Genomic DNA, 22,586 nt, shown 5'->3' with positions numbered 1-22,586 from the left:
CAGGGCGTGACGATGACGATCGGGCCGGAATCCGGTGCGGCCGGACCGTCGCGCGCGATGGCGCTAGTTCTGGCGCTGATCGGCTTGATCGCGGTCAGTCACGCGGTGATCTTCATCCGTTGGGCGGGCGACGCGCCGGCCCTTCTGATCGCGGCAATGCGGGTGGCCATCGGTACGGCGGTCTTCCTGCCCTTCGCCTTTCGGGGTGCCAATACCGGGTCGATGCCGCGTGCGCGCCTGCTTTCCGTACTCTCGGGTATCTTCCTAGCCCTGCATTTCGGTGCCTGGATCGAATCCGTCCAGCGTCTGACCATCGCGGAGAGCGCGGTGCTGGTCAGCCTGTCGCCGGTCTGGCTGGTGATACTGGATGTCGCGACGGGCAAGGGATGGCCGGATCGACGCACCTCGGCGGGCGTGTTTCTGTGCCTGTGCGGCACGGTCGCGTTGGGTTGGGACGGCCTGACCAGCCCGACCGGCGAGCCGCTAGGCTTGGTGCTCGCGATTGTCGGCGGTATGGCCATGGCGGGGTATCTCGCCATCGGGCGGCAGGTGCGCCCGGTTCTACCGACGGCGCAATATGTCTCGATCTGCTATGGCACGGCGGCGGTTCTGCTCGGGGTAGCCGGGATCGGCGCCGGCGTTTCTTTCGCAAACATTCCCGCAGAAGCCTGGTGGGCGATGCTGGCGCTGGGCCTCGTCAGTCAGGTAGTCGGACACACGTCTTATAACTTTGCCCTGATCCGCCTTTCGCCGGTTTTCGCGTCGATCTGTCTTTTGGGGGAACCGATCTTCGGGACGCTATTGGGGCTTCTTTATCTGGGGGAGACGGTTCCCCAGACGACCCTGCTGGGTGGCATTCCGATTCTGATCGGCATATGGCTGTCGCTTCAGGGTGAGATCAGCCGCCCGCAGCGCCGATAGCTTCCCGCGACACCGCATCGGTTTCGACCTCTGCGGCGGGAAACGAAATCGTGACGGTTGTGCCGACTCCCTTTTCGCTGCTCAGGCCGACCTGGCCGCCATGCATTCGGACCAACGATTCAACGATGGCGAGACCGAGGCCGGTGCCGCCGGCCGGTCGGATATAACTATCCGCCTCCTGATGAAAGGGCTGCAGGACGCGATCAAGATGTTCCTTGCTGATCCCGATACCCTTGTCCTCAACGGATATGGTAACGAGTCCGCTTTTCATGGCGGCGGCGATCCGGATGGTGGTGCGTTCATAGGCGAATTTGCAGGAATTGGTCAGCAGATTGAGAATGACCTGGCGGAAGGCGGTCCGGTCCGCCATCGCCTCGATTTCCGGCGCAATGTCGATTTCCAGGGCCAGCGCACGCCGTTCCAATTGCAGGTGAATCAGCTTCTCCAGGGATTCCACCTCGTGTAGGACCGGCACCCGATGCATGGCCAATTTGCGCTCGCCTGCTTCGATCTTGGAATAGTCCAGCAACTGGTTGATCAACTCCAGCAGGTGCCGACCGCTATCATTGATATCCCCGGCATATTCCAGGTTGCGCTCGGCATCTGAATGGCCCGTACCGATCAGTTCCGAAAAGCCGATGATCGCATTTAATGGGGTCCGCAACTCGTGGCTCATATTCGCCAGGAAGATGGACTTCGCGCGATTGGCGGCGTCGGCCTGTTCGGCTAGCCTTTCCGCCTCCTCTTTTGCGCGGCGCAGACTGCGTTCCCGCTCCGCCACAGCTTCGGCGAAGAAGGATGCGGCCTGTCCGATATCGCCAATCTCATCTTGTCCGTCTACGGGGATCGGAACGGCATGGCCACTGACGCGCGCGATCAACGCTTCGCGCAGCGCGCTCAGTCGCAGGACTATGCGAGACCGGGCGTAAAGCGACAGGCTGATCACCGCGGCGATGCTTAAGACCATGACACCGATCAGCAGCAGCCATTTCGAATAGGCGGCTTGGGCAAAGGACAGGCTGCTCGCCAGGGTTTCCTCGCGCAGCATCAGAGTCAGGTCTGCGACCGAACCGACGAAGCGGTTGGCCAGGAATTTGTTCGCGTTCAGCAAGCCTTCCTGGCGACGCAACAGCGCCAGTTGGGCCCGAACAAGGCCGAAAATGCCGCGTTCCCCCTCAATCAGCCAGTGCGCCTCCCCCTGCAGCGACTGAAGTCGCAGGACTAGGTCGCGGGACATATTGAAGTCCGCGATGATTTCCGGTCGTGAGGCCTCTTCCAGTGCCGCGCTGGCCCTGATATGGGCCTGTTCCACCAACGCATCCGCCTGCAGGGTGGGGACTGCAAGAACCTCCGTCAGGACGTCGTCCATTGGTTGGTACCAGTCGCGGTGCAGGCGCTCGGTCATTGGATTGCCGCTCGCTGCTTCCTGCTCCAGCACGACATGGGTAGCGCGCAGTCGTTCCACGATCGATCGCGCCGTCGCATAGGTCTCGGACATGCGAGCGTCGACGGCGATCCGTTCGGCTACCGCGACGTCCAGGGCATCCAGGTTTTCTTCAAGCGCATTGCGGCTGTCCCGGATACGTTGGATCAATTCGTCGAAACGCGGCCGTGACCGCGTAAAACTGTGCAGTTCGTCGAGATATCCGTCTAATCGGCGCAGTTGATCATTGATGCGGTGGTTGACCGATTGCTGCCTGAATGTGGAATCGACCGCTGCCAGTGCGGGTGCGGTGGATGCGATTGCCTGGGCCGTCTGTCCGATCCGAGAGGCGGCAATCAGCTCGGGAACCGTTCGGTTCGCCATCTCGTCATAGCCGACGCGCATTTTGTCGAAACTGTCCAGCGCCGCCAGCAGAGCCCCACAGGTGACGAGGCCCAAAAGCGATATGGCGGCGATGAGCCGGACTGAGATCAATGACCAACGCATGGTGCGGTTCTGTGAGTCCTCATCAAGCCTATACGCGCCTCGGCGGCAGCGCCGGTGACCGGATCACCGCAGAGGCGGCGCGTAAAGCAATCCGCCGTCCCGCCAGAGAGCGTTCAAACCGCGATCCAGCATCATAGAGGATTCGTGCCCCAAAGTACGCTCGAATATCTCGGCATAGGAGCCGACCTGCCGGATCGCGTCAAAGGCCCAACGCTCTGGTAAGCCCAGCCCCTTTCCCAGTCCGGGGTCTACCCCTAGAAGGCGGCGGACCTCGGGGTTGGAAGAGGTCTCAAACTGTTCAACGGTTGCGGCGGCGATACCCATCTCTTCCGCGGCAAATGTCGCAAAAACGCACCATTGGACGATGTCGAACCAGCGCTGGTCGTCCTGCCGGACGGCCGGTCCGAGCGGCTCTTTGGAGATGACGTTCGGGAACAGCACGAAGTCGTCAGGATCGCTTGCGCGGTTCTGGCGTTGCGACACCAAGGCCACCCGGTCCTGGGTCATCAGATCGCAATCGCGCGCGAAGAAGGAATCGTAGACCCCTTCGATGGACTGGAACGAGACAATTTCGATCGGCAGATCCTGGCTTGTGACGAGGTCGCGCAGATTGACGATGGTGGTCGTCCCTTCGCTGACACAGACCGTCACTCGATCCAACGCAGCCAGTTCCCGCAGGTTGCGCGCGCCGATTGAGGCGTGGCCGAGAAATCCCTGGCCGTCGTAGAAAAGCGGATGGGTGAAACTGAGCTTCAGATCCGTGTCGCGGGACATTGTCCAGGTCGTATTGGCCATCAAGACGTCGAACGCGCCGGAATTCAGGGCATCGAAGCGGACCACATAGCTGACTTCGACAAATTCCACCGCCTGTGCGTTGCCGAGGACCGCGGCAGCCAAAAAGCGGCAGAATTCCGGGAAGAACCCTTGCCAATGGCCCTGATCGTCCAGTTCGGACAGTCCGACACCGCTGTTGATGACGCCGCACCGCAGGAGCCCCCGATCGCGCACATCGGACAGGGTATCTGCGGAGGCCGGTTGTGCCGCGGCGCCCGCCGCCAACAAACCGATCAAGAAAACCGCAACCGCCCGTCGGAGAATGAAATACGTCATATATCCCTCGGCAGAAATCGGACCATACCATTGGCGGCAAACCTGCCGCCATGACACTGAACCAATCAATCAATAACAAACAATTAAAGAATGCCGCGTGTTCGATTGGAATCAAAAAGAAAACGGGCGCCCGGCTTCGAGAAACCGGGCGCCCGATTTATCGGATCGTTGTCGTCGAAAGGGGCCTGCCGAACGGCCGACCCGCTTTCGGTCCGCGGTACGCGCCAAGCGGCCCGAACCGGCGATCCGGTGACGCGAGCGAGACTCCGATCCGCCGGCCTGACAAGCGTCTGGCGTCACCCGTCGGGGCGGTGCCGGATCGGCCGAAGCGGATCGCGGCAAACGGAGCCTCCAGGAGCCGAAACCCCCTCGCGTCGGCGCAGTGTCTGACGGCGGGCACGCGATCCGCTGCATCCCGTCCGAACCATAGTCCCGGTCACCCTGGCAAAGCACCTGGTCGCCGGTTCGGTCCGGGCCGCCCAGTCCGAACCCCGAAAGGTCCCGACTTAAGGCCGCAGCCGCATCCCCCGCAGTACCTTCCGGATGCAAGTACCGTCCCGGTCGCCCGTTTCAGTTCAAGCCCGTCCGGCCTGCAATCGGCCCCGCCGCGTTCCGGCGTCAACACCCGAAGGTGTTTCCGTAAACCCGGAAGGCCGTGCCGTGGAACCGGATCCTGGCGAACCCGATCCCGCCAACCCGCGTCATTTCGTCCGAACAGCCGTTGCCTGGAAGGCGCGGACCGAATTCAGCCAAAGAACACGAAGTGGCCGTAACATCTGCGTTGATAAAACTGTGCAAGCGATGTAGAGACCTGTCCAGATAAAAGTAATGAATTGGTCAAAAAAGTTGTTGAGTAGATTTTTATTTTTGAACAATTTGATAACAACTTGTTCACAGACTTATCCACAGGGTGGTGCAAGCGTTTGAATCTTCAACAGCTTTTGGTTGGCGGATAGTAAATAGAATTTGGTGTGCGTCATGTTGCGCCGCGAAAGATTTTGACAGAAAGGCGGTACGGCTTAGTCTAGCCAGCGGTGCCGCTTACACTATATTCGGTGCCGCAGATCCGGCGGTTCGCGTCGGAAGGCCCCTGTCGCGGGGGGCGATCCGGGGGTGCCCGGGCTTAACGGGGACCGCCGTATGAATAAGACATTGGGCGTCGCGGCCTAAAGTCGCGGCGTGGAAAGGCAGTAGGGGTGATGAGCACGCAAGAAAGACCGCTTTCCCCGCATCTTCAGGTCTATCGCTGGCAGTGGACCATGGCGTATTCGATCCTGCACCGCGCGACAGGCGTGGCGCTGGGGGTCGGGACGCTTCTTCTGGTCTGGTGGCTGGTGGCCCTGTCGAGCGGACCGGAAGCCTTCGACACCGTCCAGGCGGTGATCGGCAGCTTTATCGGACGATTGGCACTGTTCGGCTGGACATTTGCGCTGTTCTACCACCTGGCCAACGGCATCCGACATCTGGTTTGGGACACCGGCCGTGGTTTCGATCTGGACGTCGCGGCGAAAACCGGTCACGCGGTGCCGGTCGTGGCGGCGGTGCTGACGATCCTGTCCTGGATTGTCGGCTACGCGGCGCTGTGAGGAGACGGTCCATGAGCTTGAAAACGCCTCTCGGTAAGGTTCGCGGTCTCGGTTCGGCGAAGGACGGTACCCATCATTGGTGGGCGCAGCGTGTGACCGCCGTGGCCTTGGTGCCGCTTACTCTCTGGTTCGTCTACGCCGTGATGGCACTGGCCGGTGCGGATTACGCGACGGCTTCGGCTTGGCTTGCCAGCCCGTTCAATGCGATTGCGATGCTGTTGCTGATCATTGCGACATTCCACCACCTGCATTTGGGTTTGCAGGTCGTCGTGGAAGACTATGTCCATGCTGAAGGCACGAAGATCGCGGTCATGCTGGCGGTAAAGCTGGGCGTGTTCGCCCTGGCCATCGCGGCCGGCTTCGCGGTGCTTAAAGTCGCCTTCACGGCATAACGCGACCGTTCGCGGAAAAACCCGAAAAAGGGATCCGAGTCATGAGTGACGCATACAAAGTCATCGATCACACATACGATGTGGTCGTCGTGGGCGCGGGCGGCGCGGGGCTGCGCGCGACCTTTGGCCTGGCGGAACGTGGGCTGAAGACGGCCTGCATCACCAAGGTCTTCCCGACACGGTCGCACACCGTTGCGGCCCAAGGCGGCATTTCGGCCTCGCTGGGCAATATGGGGCCGGACGATTGGCGCTGGCACATGTACGACACCGTCAAAGGGTCCGATTGGCTGGGCGATCAGGACGCCATCGAATACATGGTGCGCGAGGCGGCGCCGGCGATCATCGAACTCGAACATTACGGCGTTCCATTCAGCCGGACCGAGGACGGCAAGATCTATCAGCGTCCTTTCGGCGGCATGACCACGAAATACGGCGAAGGCCCACCGGCCCAGCGCACCTGCGCGGCCGCCGACCGGACCGGCCATGCGATCCTGCATACCCTGTATCAGCAGTCGCTGAAACATGACGCGGAATTCTTTATCGAGTATTTCGCGACCGATCTGCTGATGGACGAGGACGGCACCTGCCGCGGCGTCCTGGCATGGAACCTGGATGACGGCACGCTGCACCGTTTCGCCGCCAAACAGGTCGTCCTGGCGACCGGCGGTTATGGCCGCATCTACTTCTCCGCCACCTCGGCCCATACCTGCACCGGGGACGGTGGCGGCATGGTTCTGCGCGCCGGCCTGCCGCTGCAGGATTGCGAATTCGTGCAGTTCCACCCGACGGGGATTTACGGCGCGGGCTGTCTGATCACCGAAGGCGTGCGCGGCGAAGGCGGCTATCTGACGAATTCCGAAGGCGAGCGTTTTATGGAACGCTATGCGCCGTCGGCGAAGGATCTCGCCAGCCGCGACGTCGTTTCGCGCTCCATGACCATGGAGATCCGCGAAGGGCGCGGCGTCGGGTCGAAGAACGACCATATTCATCTGCACCTGGAACACCTGGCGCCGGAGGTCATCAACGACCGCCTGCCGGGTATCGCCGAGACGGCGAAGATCTTCGCCGGTGTCGACGTCACCAAGGAACCGATCCCGGTCATCCCGACCTGCCATTACAATATGGGCGGTATCCAGACCAATTATCACGGTGAGGTGCTGACGCTGCGGGACGGCGATCCCAATTCGCCGGTGCCGGGCCTGATGGCGGCGGGCGAGGCGGCCTGCGTTTCGGTGCACGGTGCAAACCGCCTGGGTTCCAATTCGCTGCTCGACCTGGTCGTCTTCGGGCGTGCGGTCGCGAACCGCTGTGCCGAGACGGTCGACCCGAACGAGAAGACGCGTCCGCTCGACGATAATGCAGCCGAAGCGGCGATCGAGCGTTTCGACAGCCTGCGTCACGCCAAGGGCTCGACCACCACGGCCGAGCTTCGCGCCGAGATGCAGCGGATCATGCAGAACAACTGCGCGGTCTTCCGTACCGGTGAAGTGCTTCAGGAAGGTATCGAGGAACTGAAGAAAGTCTGGTCGGCGAAGGACGATATCAAGGTTTCCGATCGCGGTATGGTCTGGAACTCGGATCTTGTGGAAACGCTGGAATTCGAGAACCTGATCGGTCAGGCCATGGTTACCATCGTCGGTGCCGAGAACCGCAAGGAAAGCCGCGGCGCCCAGGCCCGCGAAGACTATCCGGACCGGGACGACAAGGAATGGATGAAGCACACGCTGGCTTGGCTGAACGAGGACGGATCCGTGAAGCTGGATTACCGCCCGGTCATGATGCAGCCGATGTCGAACGACGTGAAGGCCATCCCGCCGAAAGCGCGCGTGTACTGAGCCCCGGCGGTCAGGAAGGAAATTGAGACATGGCTGAATTCGCACTTCCCGCCAATTCGAAGATCGGCAAAGGCAAGACCTGGCCGACGACGGATGCCGGCAAACGGATCAAGAAGTTCAACATCTACCGCTGGAATCCGGATGACGAAAAGAATCCGGTCGTCGACACCTACGAGGTCGATCTGGACGAATGCGGGCCGATGGTTCTGGACGCGCTGATCAAGATCAAGAACGAGGTCGATCAGACGCTGACCTTCCGCCGGTCCTGCCGCGAAGGGATCTGCGGGTCCTGCGCGATGAATATCGACGGGACCAACACCCTGGCCTGCACGAAGTTCATCGACGATGTCGACAAGGACGTGAATATCTATCCGCTGCCGCATATGAAGGTGGTCAAGGATCTGGTGCCGGATCTGAACAACGCCTATGCGCAGCTCGCCTCTGTCGAGCCCTGGCTGAAATCCAAGACGCCGCCGCCGCCGGACAAGGAACGCCTGCAGACGCCGGAAGACCGGAAGAAGCTGGACGGTCTGTATGAATGCATCCTGTGCTTCTCCTGCGCGACCTCCTGTCCCAGCTATTGGTGGAACAGCGACCGGTATCTCGGCCCGGCTGTCCTGCTGCAGGCCTATCGCTGGCTGATCGACAGCCGCGACGAGGCGACGGGCGAACGCTTGGACAACCTGGAAGACCCGTTCCGGCTCTATCGCTGCCACACCATCATGAACTGCTCCAAGACCTGCCCGAAGGGCCTGAACCCGGCCAAGGCGATCGCGGAGATCAAGAAGATGATGATCGCGCGCCAGGGCTGAGCCGTCGCACGACTCGTGAAATGACAAAGCCCCCGGCAAGGTGCCGGGGGCTTTTGTTTGTGGACCGCTCGATAAACTGAAAATGACCCTGTTCCAGGTCCGGGTTTTCTCTTACCTCCTGCGGGCCGCGCGTCTGATACGAAGGTCAAAATGTTCATACCGGATATGTTCAAACTGTCCGATCCCGAAGAAATTCGCGGGATCGTCGAGCGTAATGGCTTCGGCTATCTGATCACCAATGCCGGCGAAGGCGCCTTCCCGATGATCACCGCCGTTCCGATGCTGCTGTCGGAGGGGGTGCTCTATGGCCATGTCGCGCGGCCGAATCCGCATGGGCGGCTTTTCGACGGGGCGCACGCGACCCGCGCTTTGTTCTCCGGTCCGCATGCTTATATCTCGCCGACTTGGTATCCAAACCCGGAAGCGTCGGTCCCGACCTGGAACTATATCGTTGCGATCGCCGAAGGCCGTCCGGAAACGGTGACGGATTCGCAGACAGTGGACTGGATATTGTCTGAAACGGCACGCCAGTATGAAGGATCGGAAGGCTGGTCCCCCGCCACGACCAAGCCCGGCTTCATGGAGGGGATGAAGCGTGGCATCGTGGCCTTCCGCATGCCGGTGGATCAGATGCTTGGTAAGGCAAAGTTATCACAGAACAAATCTGTGGAGGTTCGGACGGCGGTGGCGGACAGATTGGCGGAGGTAGGCGAGAAAGCACTGGCCGCCGTCATGCGTGACGGGACGGCCGAGGATTAATCCAGGGGTTTGAGCGTTCCGGCCTGAGGCACGGAAGGCATACCGGGATCGGGCAGGTATGGAATGAAGTTCTTGTACCGGTTCCCGGTCGAACCGGTCGAACCGGCCGGACCGGCAGCAGGCGAAATATCGTAAACCTTCTCCACGTCGGTTTGGGTCGCGATGCGCGGGTCCGGCATTGCAAGCGCGGCGATCAGTGCGCCGCAAACCAGAAGCGCGGAAATTCCAAGAACGAACCATCCGGACTCTCCCATGCCACTACTTTGCGGAGAAAGGCCGGTTTGGTGTGCGGAATCAGGCATACCGACAGAGTCGCGGTCCAGGCCTCGTTCTTTCAACGCATCGTCCAGCTCTCGCCGGGGCTTACGCAGGTACGGGCTTGTCATGGATCGTCGTCTTTGAACGCCGCCTCAGGATTCCCTTCGCGCGGCTGTTCCCCCTTGTTCAAAGGCGCCGGTTTATACCATAAGTCGATGTGTTACGGAACCGTGAATCGCGCCCGTTGTAACCGCTTGTAAGCATTCAAGGAATCACCGATGCCTCAAAATCTGCAGCCATTGCGGTGGTTGCCGAGCGGGGGATGGCAAGCAAAATCGCCCAGGCCTAGAAACAACGCAAGATAGTAATACTGCATCTTGTCTGGATGAATTACCGGTAGCGTTGAATCCGTGTCAAAGCACCTTCACCGTGCCGTGACTTTTCCGATCCGCCCCCAGAGATTAGGATCGACACCGGCCGTGGCGTGCGCATATCGGCAGTGGTAAATCAGGAGAGAAAGAATGAGGAATACGGCAGTTGCATTTCTTCTTGGCGTTGTCGTCACGGTAACGGCGCTCATGCCGTCGCGACCTGGACCGGCCGCCGAAGAAGGCGCCGTGTTCTACTATGATATGGGGGCCGCGCAGGTACAGTTCGAAACAGAGAATTGCGGCCTTCGGACATTGCTGGTCGCCTATCAGATCGAACATACCAGCGACCAGGACGTGCCGAGAATCACCGGCTACAAGCCCAAGGTTGAAGCCGTGATCTTTGCGACGCTCAGCGATTATCTGATGCAGAACAAGACGCCGCGGGCGGGTGCCGTACAAAGCCTGATCAAACGCGCCGCACAAAGTATCTTGGGCAAGGATGTGGTGCAGGACGTTCTGATCACCGACATCCAGCAACTGGACATGTGATCCGCTAGGGAGAGTCAGGCGTGGCGGTCCAATATGCAGGGGGCGTCGCGCCCCTTTCGCATTCTCAGGGATCCGGATTCGCCGTTGCCGTCACTGGCCCAGACGCCATTCAGGAACAGCATGCCGGTATGGAACCGGCCCTCGAACTTGCCGTCGCCGACGAAATTGTCGTTGGTGGCGTTCCGCTCCCACATCGCAAAGGTGCCTTTGACCGGATCGACGATCATCTCCGCGTCGACGAAATCGACGTCGTCATTGATGCCGGTTATGTATCGTGTGACCCCTTCCAGCCGGATGCGACCGTCGGGGAGCCGCGCGGAGGTATTGAAGACAAGCTGCATGCATTGCAGGGCGACATTGCCCAGCGACCGCTCGGAGTCCCAAATGAAGTACCCGCTATAGGCCTCGCCGGGTGCCGGAGCCGGGCTCTCGTCGGGTATAGTCTGGCAGGCGGCGGTCAGAAGGGCCGCCGCGCACAGAGACTGCCGCAATATGGAACGCATAGAGTAGGTCAAGGTAACGGCCTGCATGGCCGAATTCCCTAGATTTGTGCAAAAGCCAGGCAACAACCGTGCACTGAAACCGAGGGTACGATCAAGCCCGCACGGGCCCAACGTGTCTCGATGCCGGCATTGGCCAGCCGGCCACGCAGGCTGTCCAGATCGCTGACACCGATCCGGGTCGCGGCGAAGTGCGGGGTCTTGGGCGCATGAGGGTCGGCACCGCCGCCATACCATTCGGCATAGGCGTCCGGGGTCAGAACCCGCACCCGCCCGCGAAGGGTTTCGCAGGTCAGGCCTTCTTCATTCTCACTCACCGCCTCAGGGGCCTGGAGCCGACCCAAAAGGTCACGCAGGCTGGCGGGGTCGTCCGCGATCATCGCGACTTCCTCAACGGTGCGCGCGCCATTGGGGTGGTCCTGATATTCCGGTTTCCAGAAATACTCCGGTGCGTGCTGCTGGCAGGTGAAAAAGACCGCGTCCGGCGTTTCCGGCGGTGGCGCGAAGGCCAGGGAAAAGGCGACACGGACGGTGTTTCCGTCGGGCAGCACTGCCTGCCGCTCAAAATCGAACGGATCGAGGTCCGGCAGGCCGCGCGCGGCGAATTGGTCCCGGTCGGCCCGTGCGTCCCGGCTTTCGAAGACCAGCATGGCCAAGCCTTCCCGCGCTTTCAGATAGCCGTCCAGATAGCCGCCGAAACTGAAGCTGCGGGGGCCGTGCGGGAACAGTTTCTCCGGGGCCGCGACTTCGATGACTTCCAGGAAGCTGCCCTGCAACTGGACGAGGCGGTTCGATGTGCCCCAGGGATGCATGGCTCGGGGCGTCATTTTGAAACCCAGCGCCTCATACCGGGCGGCCGCCTGATCCAGATCGGTCACCGCGAGAACCAGATGGTCGATGCCCCGGTCGGGCAGATAGATCGCTTCCCGGGTCAACCGACATGCTCCGCGATGAATTCCATGGTTCGGCCCAGGGCGCGCTCGGCGCTGTCCTTGTGATAGCTGCCGCGCAGGTCGCAGTTGAACCCGTGGCCGGCGGGATAGACGAAGGACTGGACCCCCGGATACAGGGATTCCAGCATGGCGCCGTCCGTCGAGGGGATCATTTCGTCCAGATCGCCGTAATGCAGCATCACGGGACAGGTCGGCGCCTCATCCTTGAACGACGCGGCGGTTCCGTAGTACCCGATCGCGGCGTCCAGAGAGGGGATGCGGGCGGCGCTCAACCAGGCGAGGGCTCCACCATAGCAATAGCCGACCGTGGCGACCTTCAATCCTTCGCTTTTCAGGGATGTGACGGCGGCAGCGATGTCCAGGACAGGCTTGTCGAAGCCGACGGCGACGCGGATGTCGCGCCCTTTCTGGACGTCGTCTCCCTCGTAACCCAGTTCGATATCCGGCTGATGTCGGTCGAAAATTTGCGGGGCGACGGCGACATAGCCCAGCGCCGCAAAACGGTCGGCAACCGACCTGATATGGCGGTTGACCCCGAAAATCTCCTGAATGACGACAATGCCGCCCCTGGGCGATTCCTCCGGATCCGCCCGGTAGGCGCCAAAGCGGTGTCCGTCCGAAGTGTCCAATACGATCGATCGTCCCATTACCCTCTCCCGATCAAGCCTGATGTCCAGGGTCAGATATAGGAACTATGTGACGGTTCGGCCATGCCCGTTCAGCCCCCCGTATTGGACCGATCAGACGAAGCCTTTTTCCTTCAGGTAGGTGAAGACCCGCTCGGCCAGGACATCCGGATCGCCTTCGGTCGTATCGATGCGCAGTTCCGGCGTTTCGGGCGCCTCATAGGGCGAGTCGATCCCGGTGAAGTTCTGGATCTGGCCGGCACGCGCCTTGGCGTAGAGGCCTTTCGGGTCGCGGTCCTCACAGACCGACAGCGGCGTGTCGATGAAGATTTCGACGAATTCTCCTTCCTCAACCAGGTCGCGGGCAAGCTGCCGCTCGCTGCGGAAGGGCGAAATGAACGAAACCAGCACCAGCAGCCCGGCATCGACGAACAGTTTCGCGGTCTCGGCGACACGCCGGATATTTTCGACGCGGTCGGCTTCCGTGAAGCCCAGATCCTTGTTCAGACCGTGACGGACATTGTCGCCGTCCAGGATATAGGTATGCCGGCCGCTTGCGATCAGGCGTTTTTCCACCAGATTGGCGACGGTCGATTTCCCCGCGCCGGACAGGCCGGTGAACCAAAGCACCGCCGGCTTCTGGCGTTTCAGTTCGGCGCGCGCCTGTTTGTCGACATCCAGTTCCTGCCAGACCAGGTTGGTGGCCCGGCGCAGCCCGAAGGAAATCATGCCCGCGCCGACCGTTGCGTTGCTGTGGCGGTCGATCAGGATGAAGGAACCGGTTTCGGGGTTCTTGTCATAAGGGTCGTAGGCGACGGCATGGTCGAGCGCCAGATTGCAGACAGCGACCTCGTTCAGGTCCAACGTCTTCGCCGCCGTATGTTCCAGCGTGTTGACGTTGATCTTGTGCTTCAGTTCGGTCACCGCCGCGCCGACCGTTTGCGTGCCGATCTTCAAGAGATACTGGCGTTCCGGAAGCATCGGCTGATCCGACATCCAGACCAGATGGGCGGCGAATTGGTCGGTGACCTCCGCTGGCGTCTCGGCGTCGGCCAGAATGTCGCCCCGGCTGATATCCACCTCGTCTGAAAGGACCAGGGTAACCGCCTGACCTGGGCGTGCTTCGGTCAAGTCACCGTCGAAGGTGACGATACGGCGGACCGTGCTTGTCTTGCCGGATGGCAGGGCGGCGATCTTCTGTCCCTGACGGACCGGACCGCCCGAGATTACGCCGCTGAAGCCGCGGAAATCCAGATTGGGTCGGTTGACCCATTGCACCGCCATACGGAACGGCCCGTCGGCGCGGTCCTGCGGCAGCGGCGCGGATTCCAACGCTTCCAAGAGGGTCGGGCCGTCATACCAGCCGGTCTTGTCGCTGCGGGTCAGGACATTGTCGCCCTCCAGCGCGGACATCGGAATGGCGGTGATGTCCTTAAGGCCGATCTGATCGGCGAAGGTGCGGTACTCCGCTTCGATCTCATCGAAAACAGCCTTGTCGTAGTCGGCCAGGTCCATCTTGTTGACCGCCAGCACGACCTGCTTGATTCCCAGCAGCGAGACGATGAAGGAATGCCGGCGGGTCTGTGTCAGAACACCCTTGCGCGCATCGATCAGGATCACTGCCAGGGACGCCGTTGAGGCGCCGGTTGCCATGTTGCGGGTGTATTGCTCATGGCCGGGCGTGTCGGCGACGATGAACTTGCGCTTGTCGGTCGCGAAGAAGCGATAGGCGACGTCGATGGTAATGCCCTGTTCCCGCTCTGCCTGCAGCCCGTCGACCAGCAGGGCGAAGTCGATGCCGCCGGCAACCGTGCCGTCACGCTTGCTGTCGGCCTCAAGGGCCGAAAGCTGGTCTTCGAAAATCAGCTTTGAATCGTACAGCAGCCGGCCGATCAGCGTCGACTTGCCGTCATCCACCGACCCGCAGGTGATGAAGCGCAGCAGATCCTTGTTTTCCTGCTCCGCCAGGTAGGTGTCGATCTCCGCAATCGTCAGCGGGGCGGCGGCTTCCAGTTTGGCACCCATCAGAAATATCCTTCCCGCTTCTTCTTTTCCATCGACCCGGATTGATCGTGGTCGATCACGCGGCCCTGACGTTCGGAGGTGCGGGCGATCAGGGTTTCCGCCACGATTTCCTGTAGCGTCGTCGCGTCGGATTCTACGGCGGCGGTCAGCGGATAGCAGCCCAGCGTTCTGAAACGCACGGTTTTCATTTCGGGCGTTTCACCTTCATTCAAGGGCATCCGGTCGTCATCGACCATGATCAACTGCCCATCGCGTTCCACTACCGGTCGCGGCTTGGCGAAATACAGCGGCACGATCGGGATGTCCTCGGCCAGGATGTATTGCCAGATGTCCAGCTCCGTCCAGTTCGACAGCGGGAAGGCGCGGACGCTTTCGCCCTTGCCGATCCGGGTATTGTAGAGGTTCCACAATTCCGGCCGTTGGTTCTTCGGATCCCAGACATGCCCCTTGCTGCGGAAGGACATGACACGTTCCTTGGCGCGGGATTTCTCCTCGTCGCGCCGCGCTCCGCCGATGGCACAGTCGAACTTATGGGCGTCCAGAGCCTGTTTCAGCGCCTGGGTTTTCATGATGTCCGTGTGCAGGCTGGACCCGTGGCTGAACGGACCTACGCCATCGCGCAGACCGTCCGGGTTGGTATGAACCAACAAGTTCACACCCAGTTCCGCGGCGCGCCGGTCCCGGAACTCGATCATCTCACGGAATTTCCAGGTCGTATCGACATGCAGCAGCGGGAAGGGCGGCTTAGACGGATAGAACGCCTTCATCGCCAGATGCAGCATCACCGACGAATCCTTGCCGATGGAATACATCATCACCGGATTTTCGAAGGAGGCCGCGACTTCCCGGAAGATATGGATGCTTTCCGCTTCGAGTCGGCGGAGATGGGTCAGTCTATCGCTCATGTTTCATAGTCCGGGAGTTTGAAGCTCGGATTCGGGAACGGTCTGTTGTCATGCAGGCGGGTAGCTTATGCAAGTTGCTAAGTCCACACAAAAATGGTGTGAAGAAGATTATTTACCATAGAAATATGTTGTTTTATTCGGGAGCTCTGCCTTTTGGCCCTGTATCCTGGACTGGACGTGGTCCGGCGCAGGCGTTATCAGGGGGACGGTTCTTCAATCAAAGCAGACGAAAGACCCGTTAGAATGGTTCCACGGCTCGCGACACGTCTACAGGCCGTCCGGAACCTGTCCTGGCCGGTTCTATTGGCCCGAACGCTGCGGCATGCCGGCGTGCGGAACGGGTGGCTGGATCGTCTGGATTTTCTGAATGCGCCGGACGCGACGCGTCCTCGTAAGGCCGTCGACATTCTGTTCGGGGCGATGCGATCGGCCGGGCTGAACCCGCAGCGCATCGTTGAGAGGCTGCCGGGGGCGACGGTCCTGGAGATCGGATGCGGGCGCTATATCGGGTTCGCACCGTTGTCGGCCGTCGCCGGTGCGAACCTGTATATTGGCGCGGACCCCGGCTTGAGGCCGGAACTGTTTCAGAACCGTGCCGTTCTGGACCGGATCGTCGATCCGGCAATCGCGGCTGCCGCTGCCCTGATAGAAAAGGGGCCGGTCGACCGGGCGGACATGCTGGCCAAATGCCGGCTGGAACGATGCGGTGTGGCCGAGGCCCTTCGCCCCGACGATGCGGTGGATGTCTGCGTTTCGGTTTCCTGCCTAGAGCATATCGGCGACCTTGAGGCTTCCATACGGCGCGTCGCGGCGGCATCCCGTCCGGGCACGGTCCATGCGCATCTGGTGAATTTCTCAAATCACCTCAGTAAATCTTCGCCCTTTGCCCATCTCTATGAGACGGACCCCGGCAGCTTCGCGCGGGATTGGGGTGGGATCGTGAACGGGTTTCGTCATCCGGATATGGCGGAGATGTTTCGATCCGCCGGGCTGAATCTTCGGTTTGTACCGTTGGATCGGGTCGCGCCGGACCATATGCCGGCGGAGATCCATTCGTACTGGACGGAGAGATACGAGGACGACGTTCTTGCGGTCCGGACGGGCCTGTTCTTTTCCGAAGGGCTGATCCGGGATCAAGGCGTCAAATCATAGCACGCCGAATGTGTCCCAATGGCGGCGGATAAGGCTCGCGATCAGACCAGATAGCCCTTGTCCCGGCGCAATTTGCCGGACTGGATTTGCCCGCGCCACCAGTCGACCGTCCGCGCCAGCCCCTCTTCCAGCCCGATTTCCGAAGACCATCCGCTGACTTGGCCAAGCCGGCGGGCATCGGCCAGTAGTTCGAAAACTTCGGATTTCGTGGGACGCTTGCGCGTTTCGTCCGTCGTCAGAGGTTTGTCGCTGCCAACGATACCCCGGATCAGGTCGGCTGTTTCGCCGATCGTCACGCCCCGGCCGGATCCCGCATTGTAGGCCGTGCCGAATTCAATCGCTTCGGGCGCGGCGCAGGCGAGCTTCACGAAGGCGTCCGCCGTGTCTTCGACATAGTTGAAATCGCGGATCGGGGTCAGGTCGCCGATGCGGACCTCGTCGCAGGACGGATCGAGAAACTGACGGATCAGCGTCGGAATGACGGCGCGTTCGCTCTGCCTCGGCCCAAAGGTGTTAAAGGGGCGCAAGATGACCGCGGGCAGGCCGAACGACCGGAAATAGGCGTCGACCATGTAATCCGCACCGATCTTGCTGGCCGAGTAGGGCGACTGGCCCTGAAGCGGATGGGCTTCCGTGATCGGCGTGAACTGCGCGGTGCCATACACTTCGGACGTCGAGGTGTGGATCAGGCGACCGACGCCGCCGGCCTTGCAAGCTTCCAGGACGTTCAGCGTGCCGCTGACATTCGTATCCACATAGGACGCCGGAGCGGCGTAGGAATAAGGAATGGCGATCAGGGCGGCGAGGTGAAAGACGACGTCCATGCCGTCGGCAATCGCTCTTACGAAATGCGGGTCCCGCACGTCGCCGGACACAATGGTCATGGCCGCAAGGCTGTCATCGTCGATCGTGTCGAGCCATCCGCGCGTTCCGAAGGAATTGTAGAGCGCCAGGGCGGTGACGGATGCGCCTTCCCGCACCAGCCGTTCGCAAAGATGCGACCCGATAAAGCCATCGGCGCCGGTAACGAGAACCTTCATTCCGCGTAACGATTTCATGTGCATGGGATTGCCTTACATTTCTACCCGGGCCGGTCAGGCCGTGACCGTATCCGAACGCACCGATCGCATCCAGAGTTCGAGATTGATCAATTTGAAAAGGTCTTCGACGCGGCCCGACGTGCCGCTGCGCACGGCGGCCAGGGTGGCGTCCAACCTTTTGCCGTCCGCCAGTTCTCGGATCTTTGCGCCCGGCTCTTCCAACAGGGTCAGAAAGCGTCCCAGGGCCGTGCCATCCTGAATCCACCGGTCATAGGGCAGCAGCAGGCCGACCTTGCGGCGATGCACGAGGTCGCGGCCGAGATGACGCTCCGCCAGGGACTTCAGAACAGGCTTGGTTACGCCGCCCGGCGCGCGCACGGCATGGGGCATCGCGTTTACGACCTTCAGCAGCGGCATATGAACGAAGGGCACCCGCGCTTCGACGGAACCGGCCATGCTCATCTTGTCCTGCCGGACCAATAGCGATTCCAGATAAGCCGTTTGGTCGACGGCGAAGAGGCGGTCGCGAAATTCATCAAACCGGGCCGAGGCCGCTTCGCGGGCGCCAGGCGCCGGGGGCAATATCTCAGGAAACAGCGCCCTGATGCCTTCGTAATCGCCGTAGACCGAACTGTAAGCCGCGTGATCCAAGCCCCGGAGCCGCCGCGTGCTTTTGAACGGCCAGATGTCGGGCATGGGCAGAAATCCGGGATAGGCCCGATCGATCATTTCATGGCGGCGCAGTTTCGCGCTGACTTGATAGCGAAGATATCCGCCGAACATCTCGTCGGCCCCTTCTCCGGTCAGAACGACCTTGTGATCGCGCCCGATCTTGTCGCACAGGGCATGTAACGCCACGCATCCGCCATGGGGAACCGGTCCCTCCATGGAGGCAATCGCCTGCGGTAGCCTGTCCGCGAACCGGATGCCGTCCATCGGGTCTTCCAGATGGTCCAGGCCGAACCGGTCGACCAGCGGCGCACGATACCGGCCTTCGTCGAACTGGCTGTCCGAAACCTGAACGGCATAGCTCGACAGGCGCGTGTCCGTCGATGAACAGGCCAGGGCGGTCAACAGGCTGGAATCGACACCGCCCGAAAGCTGCAGGGCATAGCCGACATCACTCATCAAATGTGATTGCAGGGAGGCTTCGATCGCCTCGTGGGCTTGTTCTGCTGCCATCGTCCGCGGAACCGTCAGCGTGTCGAGCGGGTCGCAGAACCGCCGCTCCGTTGCTTCGCCGGTCTGCAGGTCGACACTTACAAGCGTGCCGCCGGGCATGCGTTCGATATTCTTGTAGTTCGATATCCGGCCTGCCGCCCAATGGAAGGTAAGCAGTTCCGGCAGGGCGACGGGATCGATCTCTGCCGGCACCAATCGGGTCAGAGGACGGATTTCGCTGGCGACGGCCGTCAGTTTGCCCTGCCGCAACAGATAGAGCGGCTTTATGCCCAGCGGGTCCCGCGCGGCAAGGAACCGTCCTTTGCGACGGTCCAGGATCCCAATGGTGAACATGCCCTCCAGGCGTTCGAATACGCCTTCGCCCCAATGGGCATAGCCGCGCAGGATAACCTCGGAATCGCCCTGGGTCCGGAACCGGATGCCGGCCTGCTCCAATTCGGTGCGCAGGGCGCGGAAATTGTAGATCTCGCCATTGAAGACCATGGTCACATCGCGGTCCGGGTCGGTCATCGGCTGATCGGAGCCCGGCGTCGGATCCATGATCGACAGACGCCGGAAGATCATGGCCGCGCCTGCTTCGTCGATTTGCCCCCCGGAATCCGGACCGCGATGGAACAGATCACGGTCGATCTGCGCCAGCAGTGCCGTGGAGAAGGACCGGCCGGGTTCTATCAGGCAGGCGAAACCGCACATTTACGTTCAGACTCCTTTGCGCTGGCGGGAGGCGACCGCCATCTGGACAATTTCCAAGAAAGCCGCCTTGGCTCTATCCGCGACAAAGATGTCCGGAAGCAGGCTGGGCCGCAGTGCCCGGTCGGTAGAGGGGCTGACGGCCATCATGGCATTCGGAAGATCGTCCGTGACGGTGACTGCGCCCGGTTCGGCCAGGGCAGCGATTTCACCGATGGCGCCGCTTTCGGTCGTGGCGATGACAGGGGTGCCAAGCGCCAGTGCTTCCAGGGCCGCGTTCGGCATGCCTTCCCAGCGGGACGGCATGATCAGCGCATCCGCGCCGGCGACTATCGGCGCCGGGTTGCCGCAGAATCCTGAAAGATGGACGCGCGTGTCGAGACCCGCCTCCATAATCTGTTGCTGCAGCTTTTCCTTCTCAGGACCGTCGCCCAGAATTTCAAGGCGGTCCGCGCCGGGCATGGCCTTCATCCATTCTATCAGGCGGTCGAAGCCTTTCTGGCGGACCAGGCGGCCGACAGCGACAAAGCGGCGGCCTTCGCCTGGGGACCGGACCGGCGTGCCCGCCCGGCTGCGGATCCTGTCCCGATCCACCGGGTTGTAGAGAACCGCAAGGCGCGACTCGGGGATTGCGAAATCGGTCCGGAACTCTGCAGCCATTTGATGCGACGATGCGATGACCTTGTCCGCCCGCCGCAGTGCCCAGCGGTAAAGCGGCCCGTACCATCGCGGCCAATGTCCGCTCTGCAGGCAGGCCGACGGCATATTCGCCTCCCGCACGATGACGGTCAGGGCCGGCATCAATCGCGCGATGGCGAGCAGCCCGATATTCAGGTGGACCTGGCTGGTGAATACGCTGTCGACATGGAACAGGGACAATACCCGCCAGAGCCGCCAAAAGGCATGACGCAGGCGTTCCGTCGCCAGATCGTGGACAAAACCGATCCGGCTGAAATCGGCCTTCAGATCGCCCTTATTGCTCAGAACGAACAGGCGGGTCTGGTATTCGTCTGGCGGCAGACCGTCGACCAGCGTGGTCAGGACTCGTTCCGCGCCGCCGGCGGTGAAGGCCGGCATGATCGCAGCCAAGCGGGTCCGGGCGGGGGGAGCTTCGTGCTTGGATGTCAGCACATTGTCCCAATACTGCGTCAACTGCCTGAAAACCAAATCCGGGTTGCAGGTTGCTTCGGCGCGGTCCCGCGCGGTCTGGCCCATTTGGCGGCATAGGGCGCGGTCGCGATCCAGTGTCATCAGGAAATCGGCGACCCCGGACGCGTCGAAGCGCGATTGCAGCAAACCGGTTCGGCCGGTTTCCACGAAATTGCTATAGGTGCCGACGGATATTACGGGCAGACCCGCCGCCATGCCCTCCAGTATGTCCCGTCCCCACGGATTGTTCTCGCGCGTCGGCTTTATCAGGACATCGCCCGTTCGCAGGACGCGTTCCGGATCGGGGACATGCCCCAGAAACTCGAAACAGTCGCCGACACCGCGTGCCTCGGCCATTTCCTGAAGGGTCTTCGCGCCCGGTGCCTTCTCCGCGATCTCCTTGGGCATGCGGCGGGGCATGTCCATGTCTCCGGCGAGAACGAACCGGAATCGATCCCGATCGCCCGCCGGTATCGCCTCCGCGATATCGATCAGGCGATCCAATCCCCTGGCGGGGGAATAGTTGGAGAGGCAAACGGCGCGGAGTGGTCCGTCGGGGGGGCGGGTATCCGGCTCTGACGGAAAGCGAGGAACAGGATTGTAGATGACCCGGCCGGGCGCCGCGGCCCCCAGCAGGGATTCGAAATGGTCGCGCTCGTTCTCGGTAATGAAGACGAAAGCGTCACAGGCTGCGGCCGCGCGCTTCGTTTGCGCCACGGCGAAGGCCGTCGCGACCGGCAGGGTCCTGATATGCATGACGATCGGCAGATCGGGACGCTGTCTTTTCACCCAGACCGCCAGATCCGCCAGGGAGATATGGTTCAGGTGCAGCAGATCCGCGTTATCCAGTTTTTCCAGAAGCCGTTTCCGGAAATCCTTGGATCGCGACCATGATCTCAGCCGGAATTCGGCCCGCGTATAGGCGTTGGGCAGGAATCTTTCCAGGCTTGTCCAACGCGGCATGTCCGGCTCGACTTCGCAGGAAATTCCGGCGGCCTCATACCCTTCGCGGATCCAATTGTCCTTCCGGCAAATGACCTCAATCCGGATCCGGTCGCCTGTCCGCCTTGTCAGGGCATGGTACAAACTACGCGACGAGCCGCCATGGCCGCCTTCGATGTCGATACAAACGACCCGCATCACGAATCCGCGTGATTCCGGATGTAACCGGCAGCGCCGTCCCACCCTGTGTGGAACAGGACATCCAGAATGCTGAGACCGGCTTCGAACGGAAGTCCCCCCTGATCATAGGGGGCAGGGGAGAATGCGGTCATTTCCAGGGCGATCCCCGAGACCTCAAATTTTTCCGGGGATTGGTAATTGGCGCCGCCCTTGCCGGACAGGTAGATGTCGCCGCCAACCTCGCGCACGAGGTCGATCAGGCGGTCATCGGATCTCTTTTCTTCCTGATTGGGAATAGTAGAGGCTAACCGGTATTCCGGGTTCAATCCCAGCTTTTCAGCAAGGACCTGTATCAGCGTCACATTGGCCGCACAGAGATTGTCGCCGGGCAGGTCGGCATAGACCTGTTCCAGAACCGGCCAGATTGCGGAGAAATGACGGGCTTTCCGGTAGTCGTTCCGAAGCCTGTCCAGATGCCGCGCGGGCCAGTCGGCCTGGCCCGGCACGACGGCGTGTATGGGCGTGCCCAGTTTCGGCTTGGCGGGTATCGTAAGCCATCCGGGTGCGCCATCGCCCCGAATTTTGACGCGGTTTACGAAACTGTTCTTTGGAAACTGGGCATCGTCCAGAAAGATGAAGACGTCGCAATGGGCCAGTTTGTGGAAATACCCGGCCCAGGGAACATAGTTCGGCTGATGTATGGCGACGCGCGTCACGGA

General features: G+C 61.4%; 20 protein-coding genes. 8 read left to right on the top strand and 12 right to left on the bottom strand.

The genetic code is table 11. From position 1 onward, the window contains the following. Nucleotides 1-12 precede the first annotated feature (12 nt). Complete coding sequence (locus ACO06O_RS11680) at nt 13-921, top strand: DMT family transporter (protein WP_421881106.1); 909 nt, start codon at nt 13-15, stop codon at nt 919-921. On the opposite strand, the gene ACO06O_RS11675 is transcribed toward ACO06O_RS11680, so the two are convergent. Then, complete coding sequence (locus tag ACO06O_RS11675) at nt 899-2,851, bottom strand: ATP-binding protein (RefSeq protein WP_421879905.1); 1,953 nt, start codon at nt 2,849-2,851, stop codon at nt 899-901. The two genes, ACO06O_RS11680 and ACO06O_RS11675, sit on opposite strands and share 23 nt — an antisense overlap. Nucleotides 2,852-2,914: 63 nt before the next feature. After that, the gene (locus tag ACO06O_RS11670) at nt 2,915-3,961 is read right to left on the bottom strand and encodes an amino acid ABC transporter substrate-binding protein (RefSeq protein WP_421879902.1); all 1,047 of its coding nucleotides are present in this window, start codon (nt 3,959-3,961) and stop codon (nt 2,915-2,917) included. A 1,199-nt stretch (nt 3,962-5,160) separates the two neighbouring features. Here ACO06O_RS11670 and sdhC point away from each other — a divergent pair. From sdhC to ACO06O_RS11645, 5 genes are all read left to right on the top strand, one after another. After that, nucleotides 5,161-5,547, top strand: a complete 387-nt coding sequence (sdhC, locus tag ACO06O_RS11665; RefSeq protein ID WP_420420086.1) for a succinate dehydrogenase, cytochrome b556 subunit — start codon at nt 5,161-5,163, stop codon at nt 5,545-5,547. An 11-nt stretch (nt 5,548-5,558) separates the two neighbouring features. Continuing rightward, complete coding sequence (sdhD, locus tag ACO06O_RS11660) at nt 5,559-5,939, top strand: succinate dehydrogenase, hydrophobic membrane anchor protein (protein ID WP_420420087.1); 381 nt, start codon at nt 5,559-5,561, stop codon at nt 5,937-5,939. A gap of 41 nt (nt 5,940-5,980) precedes the next feature. Next, nucleotides 5,981-7,774, top strand: coding sequence for a succinate dehydrogenase flavoprotein subunit (sdhA, locus tag ACO06O_RS11655; protein WP_421879898.1), 1,794 nt, complete (start codon nt 5,981-5,983; stop codon nt 7,772-7,774). A gap of 29 nt (nt 7,775-7,803) precedes the next feature. Continuing rightward, nucleotides 7,804-8,586, top strand: coding sequence for a succinate dehydrogenase iron-sulfur subunit (locus ACO06O_RS11650; RefSeq protein ID WP_420420089.1), 783 nt, complete (start codon nt 7,804-7,806; stop codon nt 8,584-8,586). A 150-nt stretch (nt 8,587-8,736) separates the two neighbouring features. After that, nucleotides 8,737-9,345 (top strand): FMN-binding negative transcriptional regulator, encoded by a 609-nt coding sequence (locus ACO06O_RS11645; RefSeq protein ID WP_421879895.1) that lies wholly within the window; start codon nt 8,737-8,739, stop codon nt 9,343-9,345. On the opposite strand, the gene ACO06O_RS11640 is transcribed toward ACO06O_RS11645, so the two are convergent. After that, nucleotides 9,342-9,599 carry a hypothetical protein gene (locus ACO06O_RS11640; protein WP_421879891.1) on the bottom strand — a complete coding sequence of 86 codons (258 nt, stop codon included), beginning with the start codon at nt 9,597-9,599 and terminating at the stop codon, nt 9,342-9,344. The genes ACO06O_RS11645 and ACO06O_RS11640 overlap by 4 nt on opposite strands. A gap of 525 nt (nt 9,600-10,124) precedes the next feature. Here ACO06O_RS11640 and ACO06O_RS11635 point away from each other — a divergent pair. After that, complete coding sequence (locus tag ACO06O_RS11635) at nt 10,125-10,523, top strand: hypothetical protein (protein ID WP_421879888.1); 399 nt, start codon at nt 10,125-10,127, stop codon at nt 10,521-10,523. 14 nt (nt 10,524-10,537) lie between these two features. Here the strand turns inward: ACO06O_RS11635 and ACO06O_RS11630 are convergent, their stop codons facing one another. The 5 genes from ACO06O_RS11630 to cysD all read right to left on the bottom strand — a co-directional run bounded on the left by ACO06O_RS11630 (nt 10,538) and on the right by cysD (nt 15,532). Continuing rightward, on the bottom strand, nt 10,538-11,053 hold the full coding sequence (locus ACO06O_RS11630) for a hypothetical protein (RefSeq protein ID WP_421879885.1): 516 nt from the start codon (nt 11,051-11,053) through the stop codon (nt 10,538-10,540). Nucleotides 11,054-11,064: 11 nt separating this feature from the next. Then, on the bottom strand, nt 11,065-11,958 hold the full coding sequence (locus ACO06O_RS11625; protein ID WP_421879882.1) for a VOC family protein: 894 nt from the start codon (nt 11,956-11,958) through the stop codon (nt 11,065-11,067). Beyond that, complete coding sequence (locus ACO06O_RS11620; RefSeq protein WP_421879879.1) at nt 11,955-12,623, bottom strand: dienelactone hydrolase family protein; 669 nt, start codon at nt 12,621-12,623, stop codon at nt 11,955-11,957. Before ACO06O_RS11620 ends, ACO06O_RS11625 begins: the two co-directional genes overlap by 4 nt. 93 nt (nt 12,624-12,716) lie before the next feature. Further along, on the bottom strand, nt 12,717-14,627 hold the full coding sequence (cysN, locus tag ACO06O_RS11615; protein ID WP_421879876.1) for a sulfate adenylyltransferase subunit CysN: 1,911 nt from the start codon (nt 14,625-14,627) through the stop codon (nt 12,717-12,719). Further along, on the bottom strand, nt 14,627-15,532 hold the full coding sequence (cysD, locus tag ACO06O_RS11610; RefSeq protein WP_420420097.1) for a sulfate adenylyltransferase subunit CysD: 906 nt from the start codon (nt 15,530-15,532) through the stop codon (nt 14,627-14,629). The genes cysN and cysD overlap by 1 nt, the downstream gene beginning before the upstream one ends. A gap of 243 nt (nt 15,533-15,775) precedes the next feature. Here cysD and ACO06O_RS11605 point away from each other — a divergent pair, with 243 nt between their 5' ends. Then, nucleotides 15,776-16,684, top strand: coding sequence for a methyltransferase domain-containing protein (locus ACO06O_RS11605; protein ID WP_421879873.1), 909 nt, complete (start codon nt 15,776-15,778; stop codon nt 16,682-16,684). 41 nt (nt 16,685-16,725) lie between these two features. On the opposite strand, the gene ACO06O_RS11600 is transcribed toward ACO06O_RS11605, so the two are convergent. The 4 genes from ACO06O_RS11600 to ACO06O_RS11585 are packed head-to-tail and all read right to left on the bottom strand — an operon-like array spanning nt 16,726 to nt 22,583. Further along, nucleotides 16,726-17,724 carry an SDR family NAD(P)-dependent oxidoreductase gene (locus ACO06O_RS11600; RefSeq protein ID WP_421879871.1) on the bottom strand — a complete coding sequence of 333 codons (999 nt, stop codon included), beginning with the start codon at nt 17,722-17,724 and terminating at the stop codon, nt 16,726-16,728. Between the two features lie 54 nt (nt 17,725-17,778). Continuing rightward, nucleotides 17,779-19,599: an asparagine synthase (glutamine-hydrolyzing) gene (asnB, locus tag ACO06O_RS11595; protein WP_421879868.1), complete on the bottom strand. Its 1,821-nt coding sequence runs from the start codon at nt 19,597-19,599 to the stop codon at nt 17,779-17,781. A gap of 6 nt (nt 19,600-19,605) precedes the next feature. After that, entirely contained in the window at nt 19,606-21,885 is a 2,280-nt protein-coding gene (locus tag ACO06O_RS11590; RefSeq protein WP_421879865.1) for a glycosyltransferase, read from the bottom strand. Beyond that, nucleotides 21,885-22,583, bottom strand: a complete 699-nt coding sequence (locus ACO06O_RS11585; RefSeq protein WP_421879863.1) for a WbqC family protein — start codon at nt 22,581-22,583, stop codon at nt 21,885-21,887. The genes ACO06O_RS11590 and ACO06O_RS11585 overlap by 1 nt, the downstream gene beginning before the upstream one ends. Nucleotides 22,584-22,586 lie beyond the last annotated feature (3 nt).

The organism is Pacificispira sp., from assembly GCF_965228185.1.
Classification (GTDB): Bacteria; Pseudomonadota; Alphaproteobacteria; order UBA8366; family Aestuariispiraceae; genus Pacificispira.
This window is presented reverse-complemented; position numbering and strand designations above follow the sequence as displayed.

What these genes read in the sequence shown, in the direction of transcription:
- ACO06O_RS11590 (WP_421879865.1), bottom strand. Translation starts at nt 21,885, where the DNA reads ATGCGGGTCGTTTGTATCGACATCGAAGGCGGCCATGGCGGCTCGTCG.
- ACO06O_RS11675 (WP_421879905.1), bottom strand. Translation starts at nt 2,851, where the DNA reads ATGCGTTGGTCATTGATCTCAGTCCGGCTCATCGCCGCCATATCGCTT.
- ACO06O_RS11630 (WP_421879885.1), bottom strand. Translation starts at nt 11,053, where the DNA reads ATGCAGGCCGTTACCTTGACCTACTCTATGCGTTCCATATTGCGGCAG.
- ACO06O_RS11620 (WP_421879879.1), bottom strand. Translation starts at nt 12,623, where the DNA reads ATGGGACGATCGATCGTATTGGACACTTCGGACGGACACCGCTTTGGC.
- ACO06O_RS11680 (WP_421881106.1), top strand. Translation starts at nt 13, where the DNA reads ATGACGATCGGGCCGGAATCCGGTGCGGCCGGACCGTCGCGCGCGATG.
- ACO06O_RS11600 (WP_421879871.1), bottom strand. Translation starts at nt 17,724, where the DNA reads ATGAAGGTTCTCGTTACCGGCGCCGATGGCTTTATCGGGTCGCATCTT.
- ACO06O_RS11645 (WP_421879895.1), top strand. Translation starts at nt 8,737, where the DNA reads ATGTTCATACCGGATATGTTCAAACTGTCCGATCCCGAAGAAATTCGC.
- ACO06O_RS11635 (WP_421879888.1), top strand. Translation starts at nt 10,125, where the DNA reads ATGAGGAATACGGCAGTTGCATTTCTTCTTGGCGTTGTCGTCACGGTA.
- sdhC (WP_420420086.1), top strand. Translation starts at nt 5,161, where the DNA reads ATGAGCACGCAAGAAAGACCGCTTTCCCCGCATCTTCAGGTCTATCGC.
- ACO06O_RS11650 (WP_420420089.1), top strand. Translation starts at nt 7,804, where the DNA reads ATGGCTGAATTCGCACTTCCCGCCAATTCGAAGATCGGCAAAGGCAAG.
- cysN (WP_421879876.1), bottom strand. Translation starts at nt 14,627, where the DNA reads ATGGGTGCCAAACTGGAAGCCGCCGCCCCGCTGACGATTGCGGAGATC.
- sdhA (WP_421879898.1), top strand. Translation starts at nt 5,981, where the DNA reads ATGAGTGACGCATACAAAGTCATCGATCACACATACGATGTGGTCGTC.
- ACO06O_RS11640 (WP_421879891.1), bottom strand. Translation starts at nt 9,599, where the DNA reads ATGGGAGAGTCCGGATGGTTCGTTCTTGGAATTTCCGCGCTTCTGGTT.
- sdhD (WP_420420087.1), top strand. Translation starts at nt 5,559, where the DNA reads ATGAGCTTGAAAACGCCTCTCGGTAAGGTTCGCGGTCTCGGTTCGGCG.
- ACO06O_RS11605 (WP_421879873.1), top strand. Translation starts at nt 15,776, where the DNA reads ATGGTTCCACGGCTCGCGACACGTCTACAGGCCGTCCGGAACCTGTCC.
- ACO06O_RS11670 (WP_421879902.1), bottom strand. Translation starts at nt 3,961, where the DNA reads ATGACGTATTTCATTCTCCGACGGGCGGTTGCGGTTTTCTTGATCGGT.
- cysD (WP_420420097.1), bottom strand. Translation starts at nt 15,532, where the DNA reads ATGAGCGATAGACTGACCCATCTCCGCCGACTCGAAGCGGAAAGCATC.
- asnB (WP_421879868.1), bottom strand. Translation starts at nt 19,599, where the DNA reads ATGTGCGGTTTCGCCTGCCTGATAGAACCCGGCCGGTCCTTCTCCACG.